A 26,957-nucleotide genomic window follows, 5' to 3' on the forward strand; every position below is an offset into this window, starting at 1 on the left:
GGATTTGGGTATTTGGACAACAGAGAAGGCCGAGGAGGGCGGGGTCGCGCGCGTTAACCCGGCCTTTACCCCTGCTGTGCCAGTCTGGCGGCATGGAACCGAATCGCGCCTTTCACGAAGCACCGCTGCCGCTTTTCGCCCCCGCCCCGACCGCCGCGGGGGACGAGGCGCCGCTCGCCGGGACCGCCTGCCCGGCGCGCGGCAACCGCCTTCCCAGCTACATTGCCGATCACCGCGCCCGGCTGCGCGACCGCTTCATGCAGGGCGGCGCCGGGGCGATGCCGGATTACGAACTGCTGGAACTGGTGCTGTTCCGCGCCATTCCCCGGCAGGACGTGAAGCCGCTGGCGCGGCGGCTGCTCGACCGTTTCGGCGATTTCAATCGCGTGCTCTCGGCCCCGCCCGCCCGGCTGGCCGAGGTTCCGGGCGTCGGCCCCGCCGTGGTGCAGGAGCTGAAGATCGTCGAGGCCGCGGCGCAGCGGCTGGCGCGCTCGCGCGTCATGCACCGCCCGGTGCTGACCAGCTGGGACGCGCTGCTGGACTATTGCCACACCGCGATGGCGCATCGCGAGATCGAACAGTTCCGCGTGCTCTATCTCGACCGCAAGAACGTGCTGATAGCGGATGAGGAGCAGGCGCGCGGCACCGTCGACCACGTCCCGGTCTATCCGCGCGAGATCATGCGCCGGGCGCTGGAACTGACGGCGAGCGCACTGATTCTGGTCCACAACCACCCGTCGGGCGACCCGACCCCCTCGCAGGCCGATATCGGCATGACCGCCCGCATCGTCGCCGCGGCCGAGGTGATGGGAATCGCGGTCCACGATCACCTGATCATCGGCCGGTCGCGCGAGCTCAGCTTTCGCAGCGAGGGGCTGCTTTAGCGCAATCACCCGAAAAGGCGCCTCTAATCGCGCAGCCAAAATCCCACACCTGCGGCGATTTGCGGCGCGCGGCCGCGCCGGGCCCGCTGGACTGACGGGGATTTGATCGCTAGAACCGCCCGGCGAGGGCTGTGCAACGACACGGCCCGTTCCGTCGTATCGCCCCGATTCCGGGGCATAAATGGAGATCAGACCCGTGTCCCACGCAGACGAACACGCAGGCGATCACGGCGCCACCCGGAGGGACTTCCTCTATTACGCGACGGCCGGAGCCGGCACCGTCGCGGCCGGGGCCGCCGCCTGGACCCTTGTCAACCAGATGAACCCCTCGGCCGACGTCCAGGCGCTCGCCTCGATCCAGGTCGATGTCAGCGGCGTCGAAACCGGCACCCAGCTGACGGTGAAATGGCTCGGCAAGCCCGTGTTCATCCGCCGCCGCACCGAGGACGAGATCGCCGCGGCGCGCGAGGTGCAGCTTGGCGAGCTCATCGACCAGAACGCCGAGAACGCCAACAAGCCGGGCGAGCCCGCCACCGACGAAAACCGCAGCCTGGACGAGGCCGGCGAATGGCTGGTGATGATCGGCGTCTGCACCCATCTGGGCTGCGTGCCGATCGGCGACGGCGCCGGCGATTTCGGCGGCTGGTTCTGCCCCTGCCACGGCTCGCATTACGACACTTCGGGCCGCATCCGCAGAGGGCCGGCGCCGCAGAACCTGCACATTCCCGTTGCCGAATTCGTCAACGAAACCACCATCAAGCTGGGCTGAGGAGGCGCACATGGCCGGTATTCCCCACGACCATTACGAGCCCAAGACGGGCTTCGAGCGCTGGCTGCATCGCCGCCTGCCCATCGTCAGCCTGCTTTACGACACCCTGATGATCCCCACCCCCAAGAACCTGAACTGGTGGTGGATCTGGGGCATCGTGCTGGCCTTCTGCCTGGTGCTGCAGATCGCGACCGGCATCGTGCTGGTCATGCATTACACGCCGCATGTCGACCTGGCCTTCGCCTCGGTCGAGCATATCATGCGCGACGTGAACGGCGGCTACATGCTGCGCTACCTGCATGCGAACGGGGCCTCGCTGTTCTTCTTCGCCGTCTACATCCACATCTTCCGCGGCCTCTATTACGGCTCCTACAAGGCCCCGCGCGAGGTGACCTGGATCGTCGGCATGCTGATCTATCTGATGATGATGGGCACCGCCTTCATGGGCTACGTGCTGCCCTGGGGCCAGATGTCCTTCTGGGGCGCCACCGTGATCACCGGCCTGTTCGGCGCCATCCCGGGGGTCGGCGAAGCGATCCAGACCTGGCTGCTGGGCGGCCCGGCCGTGGACAACGCGACGCTGAACCGCTTCTTCTCGCTGCATTACCTGCTGCCCTTCGTCATCGCCGCGCTGGTGATCGTCCATATCTGGGCCTTCCACACCACCGGCAACAACAACCCGACCGGCGTCGAGGTCCGCCGCGGCTCGAAGGAAGAGGCGCAAAGGGACACCCTGCCCTTCTGGCCCTATTTCGTAATCAAGGACCTGTTCGCGCTGGCCGTGGTGCTGGTGGTGTTCTTCGCCGTCGTCGGCTTCATGCCGAACTATCTCGGCCACCCCGACAACTATATCGAGGCGAACCCGCTGGCGACCCCGGCCCATATCGTGCCGGAATGGTATTTCCTGCCCTTCTACGCCATCCTGCGCGCCTTTACCGCCGATGTCTGGCTGGTGCAGCTGGTGAACTGGCTGTCCTTCCGCATCATCGACGCCAAGTTCTTCGGCGTGATCGCGATGTTCGGCGCCATTCTGGTCATGGCGCTGGTGCCGTGGCTGGACACCTCGCGCGTGCGGTCGGGCCAGTATCGGCCGCAGTTCAAGTGGTGGTTCTGGCTGCTGGCGGTGGACTTCGTGGTCCTGATGTGGGTGGGCGCCATGCCGGCCGAGGGGATCTATCCCTATATCGCGCTGGCCGGCTCGGCCTATTGGTTCGCCTATTTCCTGGTGATCCTGCCGCTGCTGGGCATCATCGAAAAGCCCGATCCGATGCCGCAGACCATCGAGGAAGACTTCAACGCCCATTACGGGCCCGAAACCCATCCTGCCGAGTAAGGAGAGGCAACAATGACCCTGAGAAACGCATCGCTCACGGCTGTTGCGGCCCTGACCGTTGCCCTGGCAGGCGGCGCCGTGGCGCAGGACGCAAGCACCGCGCCCGGCACCACAGCCCCTGCGGGCTCGAGCTATCAAGCGAACGACACGGCCGCCCCGGCGGCCGATGCGGCCCCGGCGGCTGAAACCGCCGCCGAACCGGCCGACGAGCCGGCCGCCACCGAGGCCGAGCCGGCCGAGGGCGAGGCCGAACCCGCGGCCGAGGCGACGGAAGAGCCGGCCGCCGAGCAACCCGCGGCACAGGAGCCGGCGGCAGAGGAACCCGCTGCGGAAGAACCTGCCGCGGAGGAACCGGCGGAGGAGGCTGCTCCGGCCGCCGACGAGCCGGCCGCCGACGAGCCTGCGGCGGAAGAAGCCGCCGCCCCGGCCGAGGAAGCGCCGGCCGAAGAGGCCGCCGAAGAGCCGGCCGCCGAGGAACCGGAAGCTGCCGAGGAAGAAGCCCCGGCGGAGGACGCGGCAGCCGAGGAAGCCCCGGCCGAGGAGGCGCCCGTCGAGGAGGCCGAGGCCGCCGCCGAAGAAGGCCACGGCGATGCCGCGGCCGAAGAGGCCGGCGACAGCCATGCCGCCGGGCATATCGAGGACATCTCGTTCAGCTTCGAGGGTCCCTTCGGCAAGTTCGACCAGTTCCAGCTGCAGCGCGGCTTGCAGGTCTATACCGAGGTCTGCGCCGCCTGCCACGGCCTGCGCTACGTGCCGCTGCGCACCCTGGCGGACGAGGGCGGCCCGCAGCTGCCCGAGGATCAGGTCCGCGCCTATGCCGCGAATTTCGACATCACCGATGCGGAAACCGGCGAGGATCGTCCGCGCGTTCCGACCGACCATTTCCCGACCGTCTCGGGCGAGGGCATGGGTCCGGACCTGTCGCTGATGGCCAAGGCGCGCGCCGGCTTCCACGGGCCCTATGGCACCGGCATCTCGCAGCTGTTCAACGGCATCGGCGGCCCGGAATACATCCATGCCATCCTGGCCGGCTATGACGGCGAGGAAAAGGAAGAGGCGGGCGCGGTGCTCTATCACAACACCGCCTTCCCGGGCGGCTGGATCCAGATGCCGCCGCCGCTCAGCGACGACCAGGTCACCTATGAGGACGGCACGGAGGCCACCGTCGACCAGATGGCCCGCGACGTGGCCGCCTTCCTGATGTGGACCGCCGAGCCGAAGATGATGGACCGCAAGCAGGTCGGCTTCGTCTCGGTGCTTTTCCTGATCGTGCTGACGGTGCTGCTCTACCTGACCAACAAGAAGCTGTGGTGGCCGATAAAGCATCGGCGCAAGCCGGACTGATCCGCCGGACCTGACCTTGAAGCGCGCCCCCCCCCGGGGCGCGTTTTTCGTTCGCGGCCGCCGGTTTCGCCGCGCCCGATATGGACAAGCCGGCCGCGCCCCGCTCAGATGGGCAGAACAGGACGGGGACGGACATGACGATCTACAATCTCGGCTCGATCAACATCGACCATGTCTACCGCCTGCCGGCCCTGCCCCGCGCCGGCGAGACGCTGCACGCGCGATCCCATGCCCTGGGCCTGGGCGGCAAGGGCGCCAACCAGTCAGTCGCCGCCGCCCGCGCCGGGGCCAGCGTCGTGCATCTGGGCGCCATGGGCATGGGCGACGACTGGGTGCTGGAGCGGCTGGCCGCCGCCGGCGTGCAGACCGGCGGCATTCTTCGGCTGCCGGACGTGGCCACCGGCCATGCCATCATCCTGGTCGATGCCGACGGCGAGAACTCGATCGTGCTGCATGGCGGCGCGAACCTGGCCCTGCCGCCCGAGCTGGCGGAGCGCGCGGATTTCCGCCCCGGCGACATCCTGCTGATGCAGAACGAAACCAGCCTGCAGGCCAAGACGGCGGCGCTGGCCCGCGAGGCCGGGGCGCGGGTGATCTATTCCGCCGCGCCCTTCAGCATCGCCGCGCTGCGCGAGGTCCTGCCGCAGGTCTCGATCCTGGCGGTGAACGCGATCGAGGCCCGAGATACCTTCGCCGCCCTGGGCGAGGACCTGCCGGTCGAGGCGCTGCTGATCACCCGCGGCGCCGATGGCGCCGAGTTCCGCGACCTGCGCGGCGGCCAGGTCTGGCGCCAGCCGGCCTTCGCGGTGCAGGCGGTGGACACGACCGGCGCCGGGGATTGCTTTGCCGGCTGGTTCGCCGCCGGGTTGGCGCGGGGCGAGGACCCGCCGACCGCGCTGCGCCACGCCGCCGCCGCCGCCGCGCTGCAGGTCACCCGCCGGGGCGCCGGCGACGCCATGCCCGACCGCGCCGAGGTGCTGGCCTTTCTGAAAGCCCGCGGCTGAGAGCTTGCCCGCAGCCCCGCATCCGCCTATCTGGAGCCCATGAGAATTCCATTCATGAACCGCCCGGCCACCGTCGCCGTCCTGCGCCTGCAAGGCGCCATCGGGGTTGCCGGCCGCGGCGGCCCCGGCCTGTCCGATGCCGCGCTGGCGCCGCTGCTGGAACGCGCCTTCAAGCGGCGCAAGCCCGCCGCCGTGGCGCTGGCGCTGAACTCGCCCGGCGGCTCGCCCGTGCAGTCCAGCCTGATCGGCGCCCGCATCCGCCGCCTCGCCGAAGAGCGCGAGATCCCGGTCCATGCCTTCGTCGAGGATGTGGCGGCCTCGGGCGGCTACTGGCTGGCGACGGCGGCGGATTACATCTGGGCCGACGACAGTTCGGTGCTGGGCTCGATCGGGGTGATTTCCTCGGGCTTCGGCTTCGTCGAGCTGATCCAGCGCCACGGCATCGAGCGCCGCGTGCATACCGCCGGCCGCTCGAAATCGATGCTGGACCCGTTCCGACCCCAGACCCCCGAGGATATCGAGCGGCTGAACCGCTTGCTGGGCCCGATCCACGAAGCCTTCAAGGAACAGGTGCGCAGCCGCCGCGGCAGCCGCCTGCCCGAGGATCGCGACCTGTTCACCGGCGAGATCTGGACCGGCCGCGAGGCGGTCGGGCTGGGGCTGGCGGACGGCATCGCCCATCTGGTGCCGAAGATGCGCGAGCTTTACGGCGACAAGGTGCGCTTCCTGACCTATGGTCAGCGCGTGCCGCTGCTGCGCCGCTTCGGCCTGTCCGCCGATGATTTCATCGACGGCATCGAGGAACGCGCCGCCTTTGCGCGCTTCGGGGCGGGACGCGGATGATCAAGGTCGTCATCCTGTGCCTGCTCATCATCTGCGCGCTGGCTTTGGCCGCCGGACCCGGGGTGCGGCGGATCATCGCCAGGCTGCTGGGGATCGGGCGGAAATGACGGCGCTGGTGACCGGAGGCGCCCGCCGCCTGGGGCGGGCCATCACCCTGTATCTGGCGCGGCGCGGGCTGGATGTGGCGATCCATTACCAAAGCTCGGAGGCGGAGGCCCGGGCCACCGCGGCCGAAGCCCGCGCCCTGGGCGTCCGGGCCGAGATCTTCGGCGCCAACCTTCTGGATCTGGACCAGAGCGAGAGGCTGGTGGATCGCGCCCATGCCGCCTTGGGGCCGCTGACGCTGCTGGTGAACAACGCCTCGATCTTCGAATACGACAATATCGCCACGGCGACGCGCGACAGCTGGGACCGGCATATGGGTTCGAACCTGCGGGCGCCCTTCCTGCTGACCCAGGCCTTTGCCCGCCAGGCGCCCCGGGCCGACCGCAGCGGCGTCGAGCCGGTGGCCCGCGGCCTGATCGTCAACATGATCGACCAGCGGGTGCTGAAACCGACGCCGGAATTCATGACCTATTCCCTGGCCAAGGCCGGGCTGTGGTGGCTGACGCGCACCTCGGCCCAGGCGCTGGCGCCGGACATCCGCGTCAACGCCATCGGCCCCGGCCCGACCATGCAGGGCATCCGCCAGTCCGACAGCCATTTCGCCAATCAGCGCGCCGCGACCATCCTGCAACGCGGCGCCGGGCCCGAGGATGTCTGCGCCGCGCTTGGCTATCTGATCGACGCGCCCTCGGTCACCGGGCAGCTGATCTGCGTGGACGGAGGCCAGCATCTGGCCTGGCGCACCCCCGACGTGCTGGGCGTCGAATAGAGCAAAAAACCGCCGGTCCCCGCCAAGTTGTCCACCTTGCGCAAGGCGTTCACGCAATCTTCACGATTCTGGCAAGAAATTCAGGGGATTGCGCAAGAGAGAAAAAATATCTCCTGCAATCAACGCCTTGCAATACTGCCTAGAATTTGTGCAAAGCAATGAAACCCCAAGAAACGCTAATTGAACGCGTGATACTCCCAAGCTGATTCACAGAGTTATCCACAGATTCCGTGGACAGGATTCAGCTTGAACTTTCGCGTCCGAACTTGCAGCCGAGCCCGAGAATCATTTCGTTAGCAGCATGACCGACTCCACCCCAGAAAAGCGGCCCGCCAAGACGGGCCATGCGCTGATCCAGGACTATCTGAAGACGCTCGACGGCTCGCCGGGGGTCTATCGGATGCTGGATGCGCAGGGGGCGGTGCTTTACGTCGGCAAGGCGCGGAACCTGCGGGCGCGGGTCTCGAACTATGCGCGCGGCAGCGGGCATTCGGCGCGGATCGCGCGGATGATCCGCGAGACCTGCTCGATGATGTTCCTGACCACGCGCACCGAGACCGAGGCGCTGCTGCTGGAGCAGAACCTGATCAAGCAGCTCAAGCCGCGCTACAACGTGCTCTTGCGCGACGACAAGAGCTTTCCGAACATCCTGGTCGCCAAGTCGCATCCCTTTGCGCAGATCAAGAAGCATCGCGGCGCCAAGGCGGAAAAGGGCGATTATTACGGCCCCTTCGCCAGCGCCGGGGCGGTGAACCGGACGCTGAACCAGCTGCAGCGGGTGTTCCTGCTGCGCAGCTGCACGGACGCGACCTTCTCCAGCCGGACGCGGCCCTGCCTGCTTTACCAGATCAAGCGATGCAGCGCGCCCTGCGTCGGCCGCATCGGGCTGGAGGAATACAACAGCCTGGTCGCCGATGCCGAGCTGTTCCTGCAGGGCAAGACCACCCGCATCCAGGCCGACCTGGCGCGCGAGATGGCCGAGGCGGCCGAGGCGATGGAATACGAACGCGCCGCCGCCCTGCGCGACCGCATCAAGGCGCTGACCGCCGTGCAATCGGTGCAGGCGATCAACCCGCGCGGCGTGCCCGAGGCCGACGTGATCGCGCTGCACATGGAGGGCGGGCAGGCCTGCGTGCAGGTCTTCTTCATCCGCGGCAACCAGAGCTGGGGCAACCGCGATTTCTATCCCAAGCTCAACGGCGTTGAATCGGCCGACGAGGTGATGCAGGCCTTCCTGGCGCAGTTCTACGACGGCAAGGTGCCGCCGCGGCTGATCCTGCTGTCGCATGGCATCGAGGATCCCGACCTGATGACCGAGGCGCTGTCGGAAAAGGCCGGGCGCAAGGTCACGCTGGGCGTGCCCCGGCGCGGCGAAAAGGCCGAGCTGGTCGAAAACGCCCTGCGCAACGCCCGCGAAAGCCTGGCGCGCCGCATGTCGGAAAGCGCGGCCCAGCAGCGTCTGCTGGAGGGGCTGGCCGAGGCCCTGGACCTGCCCGCCGTGCCGCAGCGCATCGAGGTCTATGACAACAGCCATATCCAGGGCACCAATGCCGTCGGCGGCATGGTCGTGGCCGGCCCCGAGGGCTGGATCAAGAGCCAGTATCGCAAGTTCAACATCAAGGGCACCGAGATCACGCCGGGCGACGATTTCGGCATGATGAAGGAAGTGCTGACCCGCCGCTTTTCGCGCCTGCTGAAAGAGGACCCGGACCGCCAGACCGACACCTGGCCCGACCTTCTGTTGATCGACGGCGGCGCCGGGCAGGTCTCGGCCGTGCACGAGATCATGGCCGAGATGGGGGTCGAGGACATCCCCATGGTCGGCGTCGCCAAGGGCGAGGACCGCGACCACGGCAAGGAAGAGTTCCACCGCTACGGCCAGCGGCCCTTCGCCCTGCGCATGAACGACCCGGTGCTGTATTTCGTCCAGCGCCTGCGGGACGAGGCGCATCGCTGGGCCATCGGCACCCATCGCGCCAAGCGGGCCAAGGCCGTGATGGCCAATCCGCTGGACGAGATCCCCGGCATCGGCGCCGCCCGCAAGCGCGCGCTGCTGCAGCATTTCGGCAGCGCCAAGGCGGTCAGCCGCGCCGGGCTCGCCGATCTGGTCGCGGTCGAGGGCATCAGCGAATCCATGGCGCAGAAGATCGTCGACCATTTCCACAAGGGCTGACAGGAGGGAAGCATGGAGGACATCATTCGCGCATTCTTCGCCCGCTACGAGCAACTGTTCGCGCGGGCGCTGGCCGGCGAGGCGGATATGGAGGAGGTCGCCGCGCTCTACGCCCCGGAATTCATCGCCGCCTCTCCGGCCGGGGTGAGGGCGGGGCGCAACGACGACGCCTTCCGGCAGGCCATGGCCCAGGGTTATGCGCATTACCGCGCCATCGGCACCAGGAACATGACGATCCGCGAGATCCGGCTGTCGCCGATGGACGCGCTGCATTGCCTTGCGCATGTCGGTTGGACGGCGACCTATGACCGGGGCGACGCGCCCGAGATCGCGATCGGGTTCGAGGTGCATTACCTCGTGCAGGTCCTCGACGGCACGCCCAGGGTCTTTGGCTGGGTGGCGGGGGACGAGCAGGCGCTGCTGAAGCAGCACGGCATCATCTGACCCGCCGCGGTCACAGGCAGGACTCGAACAGCGCGCGGGTGTTCTGGCGCGTCATCGCGACCGGGTTGCCGGCGCAGGACGGGTCCTCCAGCGCCATGGCCGTCAGCTCGTCCAGCCGGTCGCGCCCGACGCCCAGGGCGGTCAGGGTTCCGGGGATGCCCAGCAGGGCGCGCAGTTCGATCACCCGGGCGCGGAACCCGTCGAAACCACCCCCGATGCCAAGATAGGCGGCGGCGCGGGCCAGCCGGTCCTCGATGGCCGGTCGGTTGAAATCCAGCACCATCGGCATGACCACGGCATTGGTGGTGCCGTGATGGGTGCCATAGACCGCGCCGACCGGATGGCTGAGGCTGTGGATCGCCCCCAGCCCCTTCTGGAAGGCGACGGCACCCATGGCGGCGGCGCTCATCATCTGCGCCCGGGCGTCCAGATCGTCCGGCACGGCATAGGCGCGCGGCAGGTATTCGTTGACCAGCCGCATCCCCTCCAGCGCGATGCCCTGGCTCATCGGATGGTAATGGGGCGAGCAGAAGGCTTCGAGGCAATGGGCAAAGGCGTCCATGCCGGTGCCGGCGGTGATGGGCCTCGGCATGCCCACGGTCAGTTCGGGATCGCAGATCGTGACCGTAGGTATCAGCTTGGGGTGGAAGATGATCTTCTTGCGATGGGTCCGGGCATCGGTCAGCACCCCGGCGCGCCCGACCTCGGAGCCCGTGCCCGCCGTCGTCGGCACGGCAATGATGGGCGCGATCCTGTCGGCATCCGCGCGGGTCCACCAGTCGCCGATGTCTTCCAGATCCCAAACCGATACGGTCTGATCCGCCATCAGCGCAATCATCTTGCCCAAATCCAGCGCCGAGCCGCCGCCAAAGCCGATCACCCCGTCATGCCCGCCGGCTTTGTAGGCGGCGATGCCGGTCTCCATATTGCCTTCGTGCGGGTTCGAATCGACCTCGGAAAAGACCGCGCGGCCCAGCCCGCCGGCCTCGAGGATATCCAGGACCTGCGCGGTGATCGGCAGGCCGGCCAGTGCCTTGTCGGTTACAAGCAGGGGACGTGCGATGCCCGCGGCCCGGCAATGCTCGGCCAGTTCGGTGACGCGGCCGGCGCCGAAGCGGATCGCGGTCGGATAGGACCAGTCGGCACGCAGGGTCATTTCTGCACCTTTCGCAGATGATAGGATTTCGGTCGGGTCACGGCCAGATAGCCCAGCCCGGACAGCGCCGCGCCGCGGCCGGTATCCTTGCAGCCGGTCCAGCACAAAGCCGGGTCCAGATAGTCGCAGCGGTTCATGTAGACGGTGCCGGTTTCCAGCCGCGCGCCGATGGCCATGGCGGCATCGGCATCGGCGGTCCAGATCGAGGCGGTCAGCCCGTAGTCGCAATCGTTCATCAGCGCCACCGCCTCGTCATCGTCGCGAACGGGCATGATGCCGACGACGGGGCCGAAGCTTTCCTCGCGCATCACCCGCATGTCATGGGTCACGCCGACCAGAAGCTGCGGCGCCAGATAGGCGCCGCCGTCGTCCTGCGGAAAGGCGGCCGGGTCGATCAGCGGCCGCGCGCCCTGCGCCACCGCCTCGGCGATCTGGCCGCGCACCGCATCGGCGAAACGGCGCTGCGCCATCGGGCCCAGCGTGGTGCCGGGATCGTAGGGATCGCCCAGCCTTTGCCGCAGCACCCAGTCCACTGCCCGCCTGACGAAGGCGTCGAACAGCGAGGCATGGACATAGATCCGCTCGATCCCGCAGCAGCATTGCCCCGAGTTGAACATGGCGCCGTCCATCAGCCCCTCGACCGCCGCATCCAGATCGGCATCGGCGCGGACATAGCCGGGGTCCTTGCCGCCCAGCTCCAGCCCGATGGCGGTGAAGGTGCCGGCGGCGGCGCGCTCGATGGCCCGCCCGCCCCGGACGGAGCCGGTGAAGTTGACGAAGCCGAAGCGGCGCTCGGCGATCAGCGCCTCGGTGGTGGGGTGGTCCAGCACCAGGTTGTGGAACACGTCGGCGGGCACGCCGCCCCGCGCCATGGCCTCGGCCAGCCGCTCGCCGGCCAGCAGGGTCTGGCTGGCATGTTTCAGCACCACCGCATTGCCGGCGATCAGCGCCGGGACGATGGTGTTGATCGCGGTGAGATAGGGATAGTTCCAGGGCGCGACGACCAGCACCACGCCCAGCGGCTCGCGCCGGATCTCGCGGCGGAAGCGGTCGCTGTCCTCGATCTCGGTCGGGGCCAGCGCCTCGGACGCGATCCGGGCCATGTAATCCGCGCGCTCGTTCACGCCCGACAGCTCGCCGCCATAGCGCACCGGGCGGCCGATCTGCCCGGCAAGCTCGGCCACGATCCGGTCCTGCATCGCGTTCAGCGCCTCGATCCCGGCCCGGACCCGGGCGGTTCGCTCGGCCAGCGGACGGCGGGCCCATGCGGGCTGCGCGGCCCGGGCGCGGGTCACGGCGGCCCGGGCCTCTTCGCCAGAGAGCAGCGGCCTTTCGGCAAAGACCGCGCCGTCCACGGGGGAAATCAGCCGGATGGTCTGGGTCATCTGCTCCTCTCTGGGCTGTCAGGCGCGTTCGAAGCCGCGGGCGAGCTCCCAATCGGTGACGACGCGATTCTGTTCCTCAAGCTCCCACGCGGCGGCGTGCAGGTAATGCTCGATCACCGCATCGCCGAAGGCCGCGCGCAGCATGGCCGACGCGTCCAGCGCCCTTGCCGCATCGCCCAGCGTGCGGGGGACCCCGGGCAGGTCCCGCGCCGCATAGGCGTCGCCGGCAAAGGCGGGGCCCAGCTCCAGCTGGCGCTCGACCCCGTCCAGCCCGGCCGCCAGCAGCGCCGCGCAGGCCAGATAGGGGTTCAGGTCCGCCCCGCCGATGCGGCATTCGATGCGGATGGCGCCGCTGCCCGCGCCGCAGACGCGAAAACCGGCGGTGCGGTTGTCCAGCGCCAGACTGCCCTTGTCGGAGCGAACAGCCCGGTCACGAACCGCTTGTAGCTGTTGACATAGGGCGCCAGGAAATAGGTCAGCGCCCCGGCATGGGCAAGCTGGCCGGCCAGATAGTGCCGCATCAGCGCCGACATGCCATGCTCGGCCCCCGGATCGTGGAAGGCGTTCAGCCCGTCGCGGAACAGCGACTGGTGCACATGGCTGGAAGAGCCGGCGCGGCCATGGGCGTATTTCGCCATGAAGGTCGCGGACCGCCCATGCGCCTGCGCGATTTCCTTGGTGGCGGCCTTGACCAGCACATGCATGTCGGCGGTGTCCAGCGCGTCGGAATAGCGGACATTGATCTCGTGCTGGCCCGCCTCGGCCTCGCCCTTGGAATTCTCGACCGGGATGCCGGCGCCGTGAAGCCCGTTGCGCAAGGCCCGCATCACCGGCTCGTCGGCGGCGGTGCCGGTCAGGGCATAGTCGATATTGTGCCGCGCCGTGGGCACCAGGCCGCGATAGCCGGCATCGTGCAGCTGCCGGTAATCGCCCTCGAACAGAAAGAACTCCAGCTCGGTCGCCATCATCGGCTGGAAACCCAGGGCGGCGGCGCGCGCGATCTGGCGGCGCAGGATGTTGCGCGGCGCATGCGGCACCGGCTGGTGGCCATCATGGTCGCGGGGATCGGCCATGCACAGCGCGGTTCCCGGTGCCCAGGGCAGGCGCCGCAGGGTCGAAAGGTCGGGCTTCAGGGCGTAATCGCCATAGCCCGCGGCCCAGCCCGTGGCGCGATAGCCCTGCACCGTCGCCATCTCCAGATCGGTGGCCAGCAGATAGTTGCAGCAATGCGTCTCGCCCGGATTCTCCAGAAAATGCGCGGCGTGGAAGCGCTTGCCCATCAGCCGGCCCTGCATGTCCGCCAGCGCCACGACGACGGTGTCGATCTCGCCGGACAGCACGGCGGTTTCCAGGGCCTCGAAAGTCAGGTTCGCGGGCATGGCCTACTCCGGCAGGACGGGCGGTCCCTGCGCGCCCTGTGATCACAGGCTGCGGCAAGGCGCTGGATTCTGTCAATAATATTCCGCCATGGACGCAGCCTGCCGCAATGGTTACCACTCGCAGAAACAATGCGGGAGGGGGGGACGGGCAGATGCCGCAGCAATCGGCCGCGCCAGAGATGATCGAGGACCGCCTGGCGCAGCGGTTCGAGGCCCTGACCCCTTCCGAGCGGCTGCTGGCCGGCCACCTGACCCGGCACTACCCGGTGGCGGGCCTGGGGTCGATGCCGCAACTGGCGAAAGAGGCCGGGGTCTCGACCCCCACGGTGCTGCGGCTGGTGCAGAAGCTGGGCTTTCGCGGCTATCCCGACTTCCAGACCCAGCTGCGCGCCGAGGTCGAGGCCCGGCTGGAATCGCCGCTGTCGAAACAAGCGCGCTGGACCCAGGGCGTGCCGCGCACCCATATCCTGAACCGCTTTGCCGATGCGGTGCTGACCAACCTGTCGGTGACGCTGGGGCGGATCGACCATGCCGAATTCGACGCCTGCGCCGCGCTTCTGGCCGATCCGGCGCGGCGCGTGCTGGTCATCGGCGGCCGCATCACCCATGCGCTGGCGGATTATCTGGTCACGCAGCTGGGCATCGTGCGCCCGGGCGTCACGGCGCTGCCCGTCCTGTCCAGCGCCTGGCCGCCGGCGCTGCTGGAGCTGCGGCCGGGCGACGTGCTGATCGTCTTCGACATCCGCCGCTATGAAGGCGCCATCCTGCAGCTGGCGGAACTGGCCGCCGAGCAGGGCGCCGAGATCGTGCTGATCACCGATCCCTAGGTCAGCCCGGTTTCGGCCCATGCCCGCTTCCGCTTCTCGGCGCAGGTCGAGGTGCCCTCGCCCTGGGACAGCACGTTGGCGGCCCTCTTGCTGGTCGAGACGCTGCTGGCCGCGGTTCTGGAACATACCTGGCCCGAGACCGAGCCGCGCATGAAGCGGCTGGAAGAGCTTTACGACCGCGCCAGCCTGTTCCGCCGCGGCCGTCCCTCCGAGGCGCGGCGGCCCTAGCGGCAGCGCGCCGGGTTCACGCCCACCGCGCGCAGCCCCCAATCGGTCATCTGCGCGACAAGCTGCTGCCCGGCCGCGTCGAAGGCCGGGACCAGATCCGCGGTCCGGGTGGTCGGCGCCTGGGCCGTGGCGGCGAAATGCCCGCGCGCCACCACGCGGGCGTCCATCTCGCGCACCATCTGGGCATCGACCGTCAGCTTGATGATCGCGCCCTTGCCCGCCACCTCGGCGTTGAAATCGTTGATCTCGCTGATCAGCGCGTAATCGCCCGCCGTGCCCAGCGGCGCGCGGCCGACATGGGTGAAGGCGTCATAGACCCCGAAGCCGCGCACCAGCAGTGTCTGCAGCGTCACCGGCACCGTGTCGCCCCAGCGCGCATCGGGCAGGTATTGCGTCTGCAGCTCGTTCGGCCGGATCATGATGCGGTCGGTGTCCAGCGTGCCGCGCGCCTTGGGCGGCTCGATCACCAGCTCGGCCAGCCGGCCGCGGCCGCAGCTCCGCGGCACGTCCGAGGGCGGGCGCAGCTCGAAGACGTCGCGGTCGGGCTCGCCCTCCAGCACCCGCAGCGCGGCGCAACCCGGCAGGGTCAGGGTCAGGGCAAGCAGGGCGGCGGTGATGCGCATCATGGACTCCCTCAGCGGCGGAACTCGGGCACGCGCGGGCCCGAGAGGACTTGCGACGGATTGCGCCTCAGCGCCGAGACCAGCTCGTTCACATTGCCCACCAGCCCGCGCAGATCGCTGGCCATGCGGGTGAATTGCGGCAGCCCCTCGCGGGTGAAAGCCTGCACCGGGGCGCGGGCGCTGTCCAGCATGCCGCGCAGGCTGGCAAAGGCGGTATCGGCGCTGTCGGCGGCATTGCGCAGGCGGTCGGTGATCTCGGGCAGGTCGGCGACCACGCGGTCGATGGCCTCGTTCGCCTTGCCCAGCGTCACGCGCAGGTCGGCCACCACCGGCTCGACATTGCTGTTGATGACCCGGTCGGCGCCGTCGAAGGCCCGCTCGGCCGAGGCCAGCGTCCGCTGCCCGACCGCGAGCGCGGCGTCGAGATTGTCGAGGCTCTGGTCCGCGCGCCCGGCCAGCCGGGTCAGGTCGGATTCCAGCGTGGCGGCGGTCTGGTCCAGCCGCTGCGTCAGCGCCTTCAGGTCGCCCGAGACATAGGCGCGCACCTCGTCCAGCGTCGCGGTGCCGGAATCCAGCGCCGTGTCGACCTTGGCGGCGCTTTCGTTGAACTTGGCCAGCGCCGTGTCGGCATTGCCCAGCGTCGCCTCGGCCGCGGCGCTGAGCCCGTCCAGCCGCTCGCCGAAACCCGAGATGTCCGAAGCGGCCGAGGCGATGGATTCGGTGGCCGTGGTCACGTCGGCCAGCGCCTTGTCCAGATTGGCGCTGGAGCGTTCGACATTGTCCAGGATGTTGCGCACCCGGCTCTGGTTCTCGTCGCCCAGAAGCTGGGTCAGCTGCTCGGCCACGGTGTTCAGCCGCGACAGCATCTCGGGGCCCTGCTCCGACAGCGTCTGCAGGGCCGAGCGGCTGGCGGCGATCACCGGGATCGAATCCGGGTCGGCATCGCGCAGCAGCGGCGAATCCGGCCGGCCGGCAGAGATCGCCACGTTCGAGACGCCGGTGACGCCCTGGATCTCGATCGCGGCGCGGGAATCGGTGCGCACCGGCGTGTCCTCGGCCAGCTCGACCCGCACCCGCACGGCGCCGTTGATGCTGGGCGACAGCTGCATGTCCACGACCCGCCCGACGGGAAGCCCGGCGAAAAGCACCTCGGAAGACACGCCCAGCCCCGACACTTCCGGGAAATAGATGTCGTAATAGGCGAATTGCCGGTTCAGCTGAAGCTTGGCGAACCACATCAGGAACAGCAGCATCCCCAGGAAGCCGGCGATGGTGAAGGCTCCGATCAGGACGTAATTGGCCTTGGTCTCCATAGGGCTACTCCTTGGCGCGGCCGGTGGTCATGGCGGCGCGGGCGCGCGGGCCGTGGAAATATTCATGCACCCAAGGGTGATCGACCTGAAGCATCTCGGCCATGGTGCCGGTCACCAGCACCCGATTTTCCGCCAGCACCGCGATGCGGTCGCAACAGGCATGCAGCGTATCCAGGTCATGCGTGACCAGGAACACCGACAGGTCCAGCGCATCGCGCAGCTCGACGATCAGCCGGTCGAAGGCGTCGGCGCCGATGGGATCGAGCCCGGCGGTAGGTTCGTCCAGGAACACGATTTCGGGGTCCAGCGCCAGCGCCCGCGCCAGACCGGCGCGCTTTCTCATGCCGCCCGACAGGTCCGAGGGGTATTTGTCATTCGCGCTCCACGGCAGCCCGGCCATCGAGACCTTCAGCTCGGCCAGCCCCTGCCGCGCCTCGGGCGAAAGATCCGGCACGGCGCGCAGCGGCACCTCGACATTCTCGCGCACGGTCAGCGAGGAAAACAGCGCGCCCCCCTGGAACATCACGCCCCAGCGCCGCTCCAGCGCCTCGCGCGCCGGGCCGGTCAGCGCGCCGACGTCCTGGCCGAAGACCCGCACCGTCCCGGCGGTCGGCCGGTTCAGCCCGACGATGGTGCGCAGCAGCACCGATTTCCCGGTGCCCGAGCCGCCGACCACGCCCAGGATCTCGCCCCGCCGCAAGTCGAGGTCCAGCCCGTCATGCACGACATGGCGGCCGAACTGGGTGCGCAAGCCCCTGACCTCGATGAGGTTTTCGCTCACAGCCCCACCTCGGCGAAGAAGACCGAGAACAGCGCATCGACCACGATCACCGCGAAAATGGCGTTGACCACGGCGCGCGAGGTCTCGGCGCCCAGCGATTCGGCATCCTTGCCGACCTTCATCCCGGCATGGCAGCCGATGACGCCGATGATCAGCGCAAAGACCGGCGCCTTGGACAGGCCGACGATGACATGGTCGACGCTGGTATCCGCCAAAAGCCGATAGCGGAACATCGAGGGCGAGATGCCCAGCTCGATCCAGGACATCAATGCGCCGCCGACCAGCCCGGCAAGATTGGCGACCAGCCCCAGGATCGGCAATGTGATCACAAGCGCCAGCACCCGCGGCAGGATCAGCACCATGTCCGGGTCCAGCCCCAGGGTGCGCATGGCGTCGATTTCCTCGTTCATCTTCATCGAGCCGATCGAGGCGGTCAGGGCCGAGGCGGTGCGTCCGGCGACGATGATCGCGGTCAGAAGGATGCCCAGTTCGCGCAGGATCGAGATGGCGATCAGGTCGATGACAAAGACCTCGGCCCCGAACTGGCGCAGCTGCGCCGCGCCCTGGAAGGCCAGCACCACGCCGATCAGAAAGGACATCAGCGCCACGATGGGCACGGCGCGCAGCCCGGTTTCCTGGCAATGATACACCAGCGAGGTGAAGCGGAAATCGCGCGGATGCAGCAGGCCGCGCGCCAGGGCGGCCAGGAAGCGGCCCAGATACTCGGCGATCTCGCGCAGGAACACCAGCGCGGCGACCACGCGGCGGCCGGTCTGTTCCAGCATCAGCCGCCAGCCCGCGGGCCCCCCGGCCTCGGCATCGCGGCGGGGCAGCGCCTGCCGTACGGTGTCCAGCAGCCGGGCCTGCGCCTCGGTCAGCCCGTCCAGCCGCGCGCCCTCGCGCTCGCGCCCGGTCAGATACCAGGCGGCGGCGGTGTCCAGCCGGGTCAGCCCCGACAGCTCCAGCCGGGGCGCGGTCCCGGCCTCGGGCGGCAGCTGGCCCAGCGTCCAGACGCTGAACTCTCCCGACAGCCGCAGCACGCCGTCCGAAACGGTGGCGCTAAGCTTGGGGTCGTCGGGAAGGCTGGCCATGACGGTCCTGATCGCAACGGATGAATCGGATTCATCCGGCGATTGCGGGGGTTTGTCAAATCCGCGCAGCATTTCCGCCCCGCCGCTGTGGCGGATCGGCCCCCCGCCGCAACATGCGGGCCGAGCTGAAGGCCCGCTGCCGGAACCCGGAGGGCGGGCGGATTTACAACGATTTTTGTTACAGATTTTCGCATTGGATATATTGACCAAATGCACGTTAAGGTTTAGTTAGCCACGCATTGCTTCTTCATGCAGGAATGGCGGCAGCCATCCGGTCAGACCGGCCCGGAAACCGCTTCGGATACGCATCCTGGCGCGCGTCGTGATGAAGAAAATCGCTTGCGGCATGGCCCGGTCAAGGCCCTGCCTGGGGAAGGACTCCTCGGGATCTGGCTCAAAGAGTGCCATTGTAACGATGATCCCGAGGATGACCGCCCCCTGCGCCGCCGCGTTCAGCCCTGCGCCAGCGCCCGCATCATCCTGACCGGCTCGGTCCGGGCCAGGCGCAGCACATGCGCCATATAGGGCTGCTGCAGATCCTCGGTGCGCAGCGCGGCGTAAAGCCGGCGCAGCATGCCCTGCCGGCCCAGCGGCAGCAGCGCCAGCTCGGGATTGCCGGCCTGGGCGCGCAGCACCCAGTCGGGCATCACCGCCACCCCGCGCCCCGAGGCGATGAGCATCAGGGCGATGGCCGTCTGCTCGACCTGCCGGACATGGGCGGGCTCGACCCCGGCGGGATCGAGGAATTGCGAGAACACGTCCAGCCGCGCCCGGTCCATCGGATAGGTGATCAGCGTCTCGCCCGCCAGATCCGCCGGCTCGGCATAGCCCTTGGCGGCCAGCGGATGGCCGGCGCCGACCACCATGGTCGGGGCATAGTCGAAAAGCGGCTGGAAGGTGATGCCGGCGATCTCCTCGGGGTCAGAGGAAATCACCATATCGACCTGGCCCCGCTCCAGCGCCGGCAGCGCCTTCAGCGCCAGGCTGGAGCGGATGTCCAGATCGACCTCGGGCCAGGCGCGGCGGAACTGGTCCAGCACCGGCAGAAGCCAGTCGAAGCAGTGATGGCATTCCATCGCCATATGCAGCCGGCCGGCGCGGCCCAGCTCGACGGCGCGGAACTCGGCCTCGGCGGCCTCGACCAGCGGCAGCACCTGCTCGGCGGTGCGCAAGAGCCGCATGCCCGCCGCCGAAAGCCGCAAGGGCTTGGTCTTGCGCAGGAAAAGCTCGACCCCCGCCTGCTCTTCCAGCGCCTTGATCTGATGGGACAGCGCCGATTGCGTCAGGTTCAGCACCTCGGCGGCGCGGGCCAGGCCGCCCTGCTCATGGATGGCGCGCAGGCTGCGCAGGTGGCGAAGCTCGAGGTGCATCTTGATTGGCGCTCATCACGATCTTGAAGATTATGAATTTGTCTCACGTCGCGGCGCATGTCACAAGTCCTGCGACAAAAGGATGAGTGCCATGCCCGTGCCCGCGACCAGCTTCGAATTCTTTCCGCCCCGGAACCTGGACCAGTCGTTCCGACTGTGGGAAACGGCGCGCGCGCTTGCCCCCCTGGGTCCCGATTTCGTTTCGGTCACCTACGGCGCCGGCGGCACCACCCGGCAGCTGACGCATGAGGCGGTGACGGCGCTGGCCAGCCATTACGGGCTGAACGTGGCCGCGCATCTGACCTGCGTCGACGCCACGCGCGAGGAGACGCTGCAGATCGTCCAGGAATACGCGGCCGCCGGCGTGCATGAGATCGTGGCGCTGCGCGGCGACGCGCCCCAGGGGCAAGAGCGGTTCACCCCCCATGCCGACGGTTTCGCCAATTCGGTCGAGCTGATCGAGGCCATCGCGGCCCGCGGCGACATGACCATTCGCTGCGGCGCCTATCCCGAGCCGCATCCGGAAAGCCCCGACACCGCCGCCGACGTGGCCTGGCTCAAGCGCAAGGTGGATGCCGGCGCCAGCTCGGCAATGACGCAGTTCTTCTTCGACGCCGAGACCTATTTCCGCTTTCGCGACGCCTGTGTCGCGGCGGGGATCGAGGCGCCGATCATCCCCGGCATCCTGCCGATCCAGAGCTGGGCCGGCACCCGCCGCTTTGCCGAACGCTGCGGCACCTCGGTCCCGCAATGGGCCGAGGAGGCCTTCGCCGCCGCCGGCAAGGAGGGCGAGGCCCAGCTGGCGCTGGATATCTGCGTTCGCCTGTGCGAGCGGCTGGTCGAGGGCGGCGTGGACAGGCTGCATTTCTACACGCTGAACAAGCCCGAACTGGTTCTGAAGGTCTGCGCCGCGCTGGGGATCGAGCCCAAGGGCGAATTCTCGCGCGTGGCCTGACCGGCCGCGATCGGCCAGGGCCGCCAGCGTCCCCGGGTCGGGCCGCGGGCCGGCAGGAGCGGCAGGCGTTTCCCGGCCCGCAGTGGTCCCTTGTGCCGGCAACGGATCAGCCATCGCCGTTCCGGCCGGTCTGCGCCATGCCGTCGGCCGGCGCCGCCGGCTCGGGTCCGTCCCTGCCCTGCGCCGGAGGCTCGGGGCGCAGAGCGGGCGAAACGGCCGGCCCGGCGGAAGCCATTCCTTCGGGCTGCACCATGACCGGCAGCGCAGCCCCGGCCGATTCCCCGCCCAGCCCCGGCATCGGAGGTCCGGGAACCGGCGGAGCAGGCGATCCGAACCGCACCAGCCGCCGCCGGCGATGCGGACGCGGCGGTGCCGCCTCGGCCAGCGCCCCCGCCAGCAGCGCCGGGCCGGTATAGGGCCGCGGCACGGAAGGATGCAGCATCTCGGAGGGGTCGGCGCCGGCAAGCCGCGGCGCGCGGGCCAGAAACGCCTTGCCCCATCTGCGCCAGGACCCGACCGAGGGCGCGGTGGCGTCGCAGGGGAAATGCCGGCCCCAGCCTTCGGGCAGCGGCAGGCCGAATGCCTCGGCCCGCGTCATCATCCAGACCAGCGGGATATTGGCCAGCGGCCGGGCATATTCCAGCCCGGAAAGCTGGCCCCCCACATCGGGGTGGCAGCCGCGAAACCACATCTGCTCGACCCGGCCGGGGGCCGAGGCGCTGTCCCAGATCAGGGGCTGGAAAGCGGCCCGCGTCTCGTCCAGCGCCAGCGCTTGGACGCCGTGCTCGACCTCGGCCCCCAGATGCGCGTCGTGAAAGCGAAAGCGCGGCTCGGTCAGGATCCACAGCAGCGGCAGCCGGATCCCCAGCGCCATCACCGTGTCGAAAACCCCGATCATCCGGATCGGCACCGTCGGATGGCACAGCCCGGGATCCAGCCTTCGCACCAAGCTGTCGCCGCCGTTGCGGTAAAGCTGCCAGGCCAGCTGCACGTTGCGGCGCGTCGCATGGGCATGGGTCAGCAGCCCCACCCGGCCGATCATCCCGGCCAGCGACCGTACCGCGAAGGCCCCCCGCGAATAGCCGAAGAAGAACAGCGGATTGCCCGGCCGCCATTCGCGGGCGAGCCAGGCATAGGCGTTGCAGATATGCCGCTCCAGCGCCGAACCCATGGTCAGTTCGGGCAGGGTGCGCCAGGCGTCCCATTGCTGGCCGGGGGCGTAATGCATCCGGACCGGCGCCGGCAGCGCCCCGTATTCGCCCGACAGCATCGCATGGATGCGGGCGATGGAGGACCTTCGCCCCTCGGTCAGCGAGGCGAAGGTGCCGTCCATCAGGACGATCTGGCATATCGGCGGAGGCGTTGATTCCATGCGCCGACGCTAGCACGGAAAAGCGAAGCGTCGATTAATGCCTATTCAAGCGCGTTCACGGTCAGGTGTGCCATCAGCCCGAAGCCGTTGAAGCGGGTGTTGGTGACGGTCGAATAGGCGCCGGCGCCGTGGAAGACGACATAGTCGCCTTCCCGGATATTGGCGGGCAAAGTCAGCTCGCCCGGCAGGCGGTCCACCGAATCGCAGGTCGGGCCAAAGATGATGCGGGGCATCGGCTCGTCCTCGCGCGGGGTGCCCTCGGGGGTCAGCACCTGCAGCCGGTCGAGATTGCCGACGATGGGCAGTTCGAACAGCCCGCCATAGACGCCGTCGTTCAGGAACACGTTCTGGCCGTCGCGCACCGCCTTGACGCGGGTGATCAGCGAAAAGGCATCGGCGCAAAGCCCGCGGCCGGGCTCGCAGACCAGCTGCGGCGCCTCGGGGCCGAAGGCCTCGTCGGTCACGCGGCGGATCAGCGCGAAGATCGCGGCCAGGTCGGGCTCGACCCCGGTCACGCGATGCGAGGGGAAGCCGCCGCCGACGTTCAGCCGCCGCGCCTTGACGCCCGCCATGGCGCAGATCTCGGCCGCGGTGGTGATATAGCTTTCCCAGGCATGCGGATCGGTGCATTGCGTGCCCGGGTGGAAGGTCAGCGAAGGGATGTAGCCGCGATCCGCCACCGCGCGCAGCAACTCCGCCGCCAGTTCCGGCGTGGCCCCGAATTTCGAGCCGAAGTCATAGGCCGCGCCCAGCACGGGCAGCTTGAAACGCGGCGAGATCTCGCAATTCTCGGCCGGCACGCGGGCGAAAAGCTTGTCCAGCTCCGAGCGGCTGTCCACCGACCAGGACTTGATCCCCGCCTCGACCGCATGGACGATCTCGGCCTGCGAGCGCACGGGGTTGTGGTAATGGCGCGCCGCATCCGGGGCCAGCCGGCCGATCAGGTCGATCTCATAGGGCGAGGCCACGTCGAAACCCTTGATCCCGGCAGCGGAAAGCGTGCGGATCACCGCCTCGTCCGGGTTCGACTTGACCGCATAGGTCACGAGGCCGGGAAAGCCTTGCAGGAACCGCTGCGCCGTGGCGCGCAGGACCGAGGGGGCAAAGACCATCACCGGATTTTCCGGGCTCAGCCTGCGGATGATCTCGGCGGGATTGTTCCAGACGGTCTTGGGGCCGCGGCCCTCGGTCAGTCCCATCGGCATATCCTTCCTGTGCGCGTGTGGGTGGAAACAAGTCTGCGCCCTATGGGTTCCGATTGCTGCAATGAAAAGGGTGGAAATGGGCCGCAGCTTCGTTAATATGACGAAAGTTTCGGCAAATCGACGGGTGGCCAGGTGGACGAACTTGATCGCGGCATTCTGGCCCATCTGGCGCAGGACGCGCGCATGTCGGTCGCGGTTCTGGCGCGGCGGCTGAAGGTGGCGCGCTCGACCGTGCAGGCGCGGCTGGAGCGGCTGGAAACCTCGGGCGCCATTGCCGGTTACACCCTGCGGCTGGGCGATTCCGCGCGCGAGCATCGCATCCGCGCCACCTGCATGCTGACCATCGAACCCCGCGCCCAGGCCGCGATCCTGGCCCGGCTGCGCAGCCTGCCCGAGGTCGAGCGCATCCATACCACCAGCGGCCGCGTCGATCTTTTGCTGCAACTGGCCGCCATATCGACCAGCCAGCTGGACGATGTGCTGGATCAGATCGGCGGATTGACCGGCGTGCGCTCCAGCGAGAGCCTGATTCACCTGTCCACGAAGCTGGATCGCGCCACCTGATCGTGTCCCGCGCGCAACAATGTGACAAACGTGTCGCCGTATTTGCGCTGGTCGATCCGTTCCAGCCTCGCGACCGGGCCGGGCGGGGCCGATTCCTCCCAGACCACCATGCCGCCCGGGGCGATCCAGCCGCCGGCCAGCGCCGATTCCAGCGCGCGCTCGCCCAACCCCTTGCCATAGGGCGGGTCCAGGAACACCAGCCCATAGGGTGCGCCGCGATTCTCGCCCAGGCTTGTCGCGTCGCGGCGCCAGACATCGGTCACGCCCATGGCGCGGGCCTTCTCGATATTCATGCGCAGCAGCCCGCGCGCCGCCACGCCGTCATCGACGAAGGCCACGCGGGCCGCGCCGCGCGACAGCGCCTCCAGCCCCAGCGCGCCGGTGCCGGCGAACAGGTCCAGCACCCGCGCGCCGGGGATCGGATTGCCATGCGTGCCGTTGATGAGCAGGTTGAAGATCGACTCGCGCACCCGGTCGGTGGTCGGGCGCAGATGCGCCGCCGGATCGCCGGCGCCGATCTCGGCCAGTTTCAGCCCGCGCAGGGTGCCGCCCACGATTCTCATGCCATCAGCGCCTTCAACTCGACCGCCTCGGCCACGGCCCCGGGGCTGGGCGAGCGGCCGCCCTCGATCAGCCGCTTGCCGATCATATAGGCGCGGGCGTCGTTCAGCGCGTCCACGGCGATCAGCCGGCCGTCGCGGAAATACCAGACCGAGCCGCCATTCGCCGCCGGCCGCGTCACCACCCGGTCATAACCCAGGTTCAGCCCGGCGATCTGCAATTTCGCGTCGAACTGGTCCGACCAGAACCACGGCTTCGGCACATAGGCGGCGTTCGCGCCCAGCATGTTCGCCGCCACCGCCTCGGCCATGTCGATGGCATTGCCGACGCTTTCCAGCCGCAGCCTTCCCCCCGCTGCCGGAAAGCTGGCGCAATCGCCCGCCGCCCAGATCGCCGGGTCCGAGGTCCGGCCAAGCGCATCGGTGGCGATGCCGTTGTCGATGGCCAGCCCCGCCGCCTCGGCCAGCGCGGTCTCGGGCGCGATGCCGATGCCGCAGATCACCAGATCGGCCGGCAGGCGGCGGCCGTCGGCCAGTTCCACCCCATCGGCAGCCGTGTCGCCGGTGATGCGGGCGATGCCGGTGCCCTCGACGATCTCGACGCCATGGGCGCGGTGCAGGGCGCGGATCATCTCCGCGGTTTCGGGCGCGGCGACGCGACCCAGGATGCGCGGCGCCGCCTCGACCAGCGTCACCTCCAGCCCCAGCTTGCGGGCCACCGCGGCGGCCTCCAGCCCGATATAGCCGCCGCCGATCACCACCAGACGGCGCCCGGCGACCAGCGCCGGCCGCAGCCCCGCGATGTCGGCCAGGTTGCGCACCACATGCACGCCGGGCAGGTCGCCGCCCATCGCGGCAGGCAGGCGGCGCGGCGCGGCGCCCAGCGTCAGGGCCAGCTGGTCATAGGGATGCTCGCCGCGATCCGTCACCACCACGCGGCGGTCGCGGTCGATGCGGGTCGCGCGCTCGCCCAGATGCAGGGCGATGCCCTGCTCCTCCCACCAGTCCGCGGTGCGCAGGGTCAGCCGGTCCAGCCCCATCTGGCCCAGCAGATAGGCCTTGGACAGCGGCGGGCGCTGATAGGGCGGCGCGGGCTCGTCGCCGATGACGGCGATGCCGCCCTCGTGCCCCAGCGCGCGCAGTTTCGCCGCCAGAGAGGCCGCCGCCTGTCCCGCGCCAAGGATCACGATGTTCATTCTTCGCCCTCGCTGGTTTGCCTGCGGCGCAGAGCCTATAGTCGCCCCCGGAACGATGCAATTGACGGAGGAACCGCGCATGTCCATCTCGAAAGGCGACAAGCTGCCCGAAGGCAAGCTGCTGAAACCGGGCGCCAACGGCCCCGAGGAAGTGGCCACCGCCGATCTGGCCAAGGGCCGCGTGGCGATCTTTGCCGTGCCGGGCGCCTATACGCCGACCTGCACCAATGCCCATATGCCCAGCTTCGTGAAGAACGCCGACAAGTTCCGCGACAAGGGCGTGTCGCGCGTGGTCTGCATCACGGTGAACGATCCCTTCGTCGCCGGGAAATGGGCCGCGGATACCGGCGCGACCGATGCCGGGATCGAGGTGCTGGCTGATGCCGATGGCAGCTTCACCAAGACGCTGGGGATGAACATCGAGGGCGCGGGCTGGGTCAACGGCCGCTCGAAACGCTATGCCATGCTGGTCAATGACGGCACGGTGGAGGAGCTTCAGGTCGAGGAAACGCCCGGCGCCTGCTCGGTCTCCTCGGGCGATTCGCTCCTGGACCTCGTCTGAGTCGCCAGGCAAAACAGCGCCGTGAACTGCTGCGCGGCGCTGCGGTCGCCGCGCAGCGCGATCAGCCCGGCCGAGGCCAGCGCCACCGGCCCCGGCCCATAGACCGCCGCCGCCAGCGCATTGCCCGAACCCTCCAGCACGAAATCCGCCGCCGGCGCCCGCGCCGCCCGGACCAGCGGCATCCCGTCCGCGGAAAGCGTGACCTCGAACCCCTCCTTGCCCGAAACGAAGCCGGCGCGCAGCGGTGACCCGGCGGCGGCCGTGCGGTCCACCGTGGCCGAGATCGAGATCATCAGCGCGGAAAGGCTGATGAATTTCCGCGGATCGTGCCCCGGCATCACCAGCGCCCAGCGGCACAGCTCGCGCAGCACCGGATGCAGCGCCCGGCCGGCCTCGGTCAGCGCGTAGACCCCCAGCACATCGTCATGCGTCACCACCCCCGCCTGCACCAGCTGGGTCAGGCGCTGGGTCAGCACGCTGGCCGTGACGCCGGGAAGCCCGGCGCGGATCATCTGGAAGCGTTTGGGCGCGAACATCAGTTCGCGCACCACCAGAAGCGCCCAGCGGTCGCCGATGAAATTCAGCGCATGGGCGCCAAGGCACCCTTCTTCATAGCGCAGTCGCGAGATCTTGCCAGTGTCAGTCATGTTTCGATATTAACAGTTGCTTTTTCATACTGCAACTGTCAGCCTGCGACTCATTGGCGCATGCCGCGCCCGATG

At 68.9% G+C, this 26,957-nt stretch carries 25 protein-coding genes and 2 pseudogenes; 14 read left to right on the forward strand and 13 right to left on the reverse strand.

Annotated features, from left to right (window positions below; all coding sequences use genetic code 11):
* Positions 1-92 precede the first annotated feature (92 nt).
* The 9 genes and pseudogenes from radC to LOS78_RS18310 all read left to right on the forward strand — a co-directional run bounded on the left by radC (position 93) and on the right by LOS78_RS18310 (position 9,668).
* Positions 93-884 (forward strand): DNA repair protein RadC, encoded by a 792-nt coding sequence (gene radC, locus LOS78_RS18270; RefSeq protein WP_028716185.1) that lies wholly within the window; start codon positions 93-95, stop codon positions 882-884.
* A gap of 181 nt (positions 885-1,065) precedes the next feature.
* Positions 1,066-1,653 carry a ubiquinol-cytochrome c reductase iron-sulfur subunit gene (gene petA / locus LOS78_RS18275; protein ID WP_036696959.1) on the forward strand — a complete coding sequence of 196 codons (588 nt, stop codon included), beginning with the start codon at positions 1,066-1,068 and terminating at the stop codon, positions 1,651-1,653.
* Between the two features lie 10 nt (positions 1,654-1,663).
* Entirely contained in the window at positions 1,664-2,986 is a 1,323-nt protein-coding gene (gene petB / locus LOS78_RS18280) for a cytochrome b (RefSeq protein WP_028711477.1), read from the forward strand.
* Between the two features lie 591 nt (positions 2,987-3,577).
* A pseudogene (locus LOS78_RS22160) lies at positions 3,578-4,330 on the forward strand (cytochrome c1); the annotation flags it as partial.
* 134 nt (positions 4,331-4,464) lie between these two features.
* Positions 4,465-5,334 carry a ribokinase gene (locus LOS78_RS18290; protein ID WP_230377708.1) on the forward strand — a complete coding sequence of 290 codons (870 nt, stop codon included), beginning with the start codon at positions 4,465-4,467 and terminating at the stop codon, positions 5,332-5,334.
* A 39-nt stretch (positions 5,335-5,373) separates the two neighbouring features.
* The gene (locus LOS78_RS18295) at positions 5,374-6,177 is read left to right on the forward strand and encodes a S49 family peptidase (RefSeq protein ID WP_230377709.1); all 804 of its coding nucleotides are present in this window, start codon (positions 5,374-5,376) and stop codon (positions 6,175-6,177) included.
* A 103-nt stretch (positions 6,178-6,280) separates the two neighbouring features.
* On the forward strand, positions 6,281-7,051 hold the full coding sequence (locus LOS78_RS18300) for an SDR family oxidoreductase (protein ID WP_230377710.1): 771 nt from the start codon (positions 6,281-6,283) through the stop codon (positions 7,049-7,051).
* 301 nt (positions 7,052-7,352) lie between these two features.
* Positions 7,353-9,224, forward strand: a complete 1,872-nt coding sequence (uvrC, locus tag LOS78_RS18305) for an excinuclease ABC subunit UvrC (RefSeq protein ID WP_028711482.1) — start codon at positions 7,353-7,355, stop codon at positions 9,222-9,224.
* A gap of 12 nt (positions 9,225-9,236) precedes the next feature.
* A complete protein-coding gene (locus tag LOS78_RS18310; protein WP_230377711.1) occupies positions 9,237-9,668 on the forward strand; it encodes a DUF4440 domain-containing protein in 432 nt (143 codons plus the stop codon).
* Positions 9,669-9,678: 10 nt separating this feature from the next.
* On the opposite strand, the gene LOS78_RS18315 is transcribed toward LOS78_RS18310, so the two are convergent.
* The 3 genes and pseudogenes from LOS78_RS18315 to LOS78_RS18325 form a co-directional block, all read right to left on the reverse strand.
* Positions 9,679-10,824 carry an iron-containing alcohol dehydrogenase gene (locus tag LOS78_RS18315; RefSeq protein ID WP_230377712.1) on the reverse strand — a complete coding sequence of 382 codons (1,146 nt, stop codon included), beginning with the start codon at positions 10,822-10,824 and terminating at the stop codon, positions 9,679-9,681.
* Positions 10,821-12,209 carry an aldehyde dehydrogenase family protein gene (locus LOS78_RS18320; RefSeq protein ID WP_230377713.1) on the reverse strand — a complete coding sequence of 463 codons (1,389 nt, stop codon included), beginning with the start codon at positions 12,207-12,209 and terminating at the stop codon, positions 10,821-10,823. Before LOS78_RS18320 ends, LOS78_RS18315 begins: the two co-directional genes overlap by 4 nt.
* Before the next feature lie 18 nt (positions 12,210-12,227).
* A pseudogene (locus LOS78_RS18325) lies at positions 12,228-13,588 on the reverse strand (glutamine synthetase family protein).
* A 152-nt stretch (positions 13,589-13,740) separates the two neighbouring features.
* Between LOS78_RS18325 and LOS78_RS18330 the strand changes: the two are divergent.
* The gene (locus tag LOS78_RS18330; protein ID WP_230377714.1) at positions 13,741-14,415 is read left to right on the forward strand and encodes a MurR/RpiR family transcriptional regulator; all 675 of its coding nucleotides are present in this window, start codon (positions 13,741-13,743) and stop codon (positions 14,413-14,415) included.
* 75 nt (positions 14,416-14,490) lie between these two features.
* Positions 14,491-14,643: a hypothetical protein gene (locus LOS78_RS18335; RefSeq protein ID WP_230377715.1), complete on the forward strand. Its 153-nt coding sequence runs from the start codon at positions 14,491-14,493 to the stop codon at positions 14,641-14,643.
* On the opposite strand, the gene LOS78_RS18340 is transcribed toward LOS78_RS18335, so the two are convergent.
* The 5 genes from LOS78_RS18340 to LOS78_RS18360 form a co-directional block, all read right to left on the reverse strand.
* On the reverse strand, positions 14,640-15,269 hold the full coding sequence (locus LOS78_RS18340) for an ABC-type transport auxiliary lipoprotein family protein (protein ID WP_028711488.1): 630 nt from the start codon (positions 15,267-15,269) through the stop codon (positions 14,640-14,642). The genes LOS78_RS18335 and LOS78_RS18340 overlap by 4 nt on opposite strands.
* An 8-nt stretch (positions 15,270-15,277) precedes the next feature.
* Positions 15,278-16,579: an MlaD family protein gene (locus tag LOS78_RS18345; RefSeq protein WP_028711489.1), complete on the reverse strand. Its 1,302-nt coding sequence runs from the start codon at positions 16,577-16,579 to the stop codon at positions 15,278-15,280.
* Between the two features lie 4 nt (positions 16,580-16,583).
* A complete protein-coding gene (locus LOS78_RS18350) occupies positions 16,584-17,360 on the reverse strand; it encodes an ABC transporter ATP-binding protein (RefSeq protein ID WP_028711490.1) in 777 nt (258 codons plus the stop codon).
* Positions 17,357-18,451: an ABC transporter permease gene (locus LOS78_RS18355; RefSeq protein WP_028711491.1), complete on the reverse strand. Its 1,095-nt coding sequence runs from the start codon at positions 18,449-18,451 to the stop codon at positions 17,357-17,359. Before LOS78_RS18355 ends, LOS78_RS18350 begins: the two co-directional genes overlap by 4 nt.
* 452 nt (positions 18,452-18,903) lie before the next feature.
* Complete coding sequence (locus tag LOS78_RS18360) at positions 18,904-19,821, reverse strand: LysR family transcriptional regulator (RefSeq protein ID WP_230377716.1); 918 nt, start codon at positions 19,819-19,821, stop codon at positions 18,904-18,906.
* Between the two features lie 91 nt (positions 19,822-19,912).
* Here LOS78_RS18360 and metF point away from each other — a divergent pair, with 91 nt between their 5' ends.
* Positions 19,913-20,776 (forward strand): methylenetetrahydrofolate reductase [NAD(P)H], encoded by an 864-nt coding sequence (gene metF / locus LOS78_RS18365; RefSeq protein ID WP_028711493.1) that lies wholly within the window; start codon positions 19,913-19,915, stop codon positions 20,774-20,776.
* A 106-nt stretch (positions 20,777-20,882) separates the two neighbouring features.
* Here the strand turns inward: metF and LOS78_RS18370 are convergent, their stop codons facing one another.
* Together LOS78_RS18370 and LOS78_RS18375 are read right to left on the reverse strand one after the other, a co-directional pair.
* A complete protein-coding gene (locus LOS78_RS18370) occupies positions 20,883-22,109 on the reverse strand; it encodes a DUF2235 domain-containing protein (protein WP_230377717.1) in 1,227 nt (408 codons plus the stop codon).
* An 80-nt stretch (positions 22,110-22,189) separates the two neighbouring features.
* Positions 22,190-23,347: a type III PLP-dependent enzyme gene (locus LOS78_RS18375; protein WP_028711494.1), complete on the reverse strand. Its 1,158-nt coding sequence runs from the start codon at positions 23,345-23,347 to the stop codon at positions 22,190-22,192.
* Positions 23,348-23,485: 138 nt separating this feature from the next.
* Here LOS78_RS18375 and LOS78_RS18380 point away from each other — a divergent pair, with 138 nt between their 5' ends.
* Entirely contained in the window at positions 23,486-23,917 is a 432-nt protein-coding gene (locus tag LOS78_RS18380) for an Lrp/AsnC family transcriptional regulator (protein WP_028711495.1), read from the forward strand.
* On the opposite strand, the gene rsmD is transcribed toward LOS78_RS18380, so the two are convergent.
* Both rsmD and LOS78_RS18390 read right to left on the reverse strand, forming a co-directional pair.
* Positions 23,884-24,480, reverse strand: a complete 597-nt coding sequence (rsmD, locus tag LOS78_RS18385) for a 16S rRNA (guanine(966)-N(2))-methyltransferase RsmD (RefSeq protein WP_230377718.1) — start codon at positions 24,478-24,480, stop codon at positions 23,884-23,886. The genes LOS78_RS18380 and rsmD overlap by 34 nt on opposite strands.
* Positions 24,477-25,673: an NAD(P)/FAD-dependent oxidoreductase gene (locus LOS78_RS18390; RefSeq protein WP_230377719.1), complete on the reverse strand. Its 1,197-nt coding sequence runs from the start codon at positions 25,671-25,673 to the stop codon at positions 24,477-24,479. Before LOS78_RS18390 ends, rsmD begins: the two co-directional genes overlap by 4 nt.
* 79 nt (positions 25,674-25,752) lie before the next feature.
* Between LOS78_RS18390 and LOS78_RS18395 the strand changes: the two genes are divergently transcribed.
* The gene (locus LOS78_RS18395; RefSeq protein WP_230377720.1) at positions 25,753-26,235 is read left to right on the forward strand and encodes a peroxiredoxin; all 483 of its coding nucleotides are present in this window, start codon (positions 25,753-25,755) and stop codon (positions 26,233-26,235) included.
* On the opposite strand, the gene LOS78_RS18400 is transcribed toward LOS78_RS18395, so the two are convergent.
* Positions 26,169-26,882, reverse strand: a complete 714-nt coding sequence (locus LOS78_RS18400) for a helix-turn-helix domain-containing protein (protein WP_230377721.1) — start codon at positions 26,880-26,882, stop codon at positions 26,169-26,171. The genes LOS78_RS18395 and LOS78_RS18400 overlap by 67 nt on opposite strands.
* Positions 26,883-26,957: the final 75 nt, after the last annotated feature.

Origin of the sequence: Paracoccus sp. MA, assembly GCF_020990385.1 — a bacterium.
GTDB lineage: Bacteria > Pseudomonadota > Alphaproteobacteria > Rhodobacterales > Rhodobacteraceae > Paracoccus.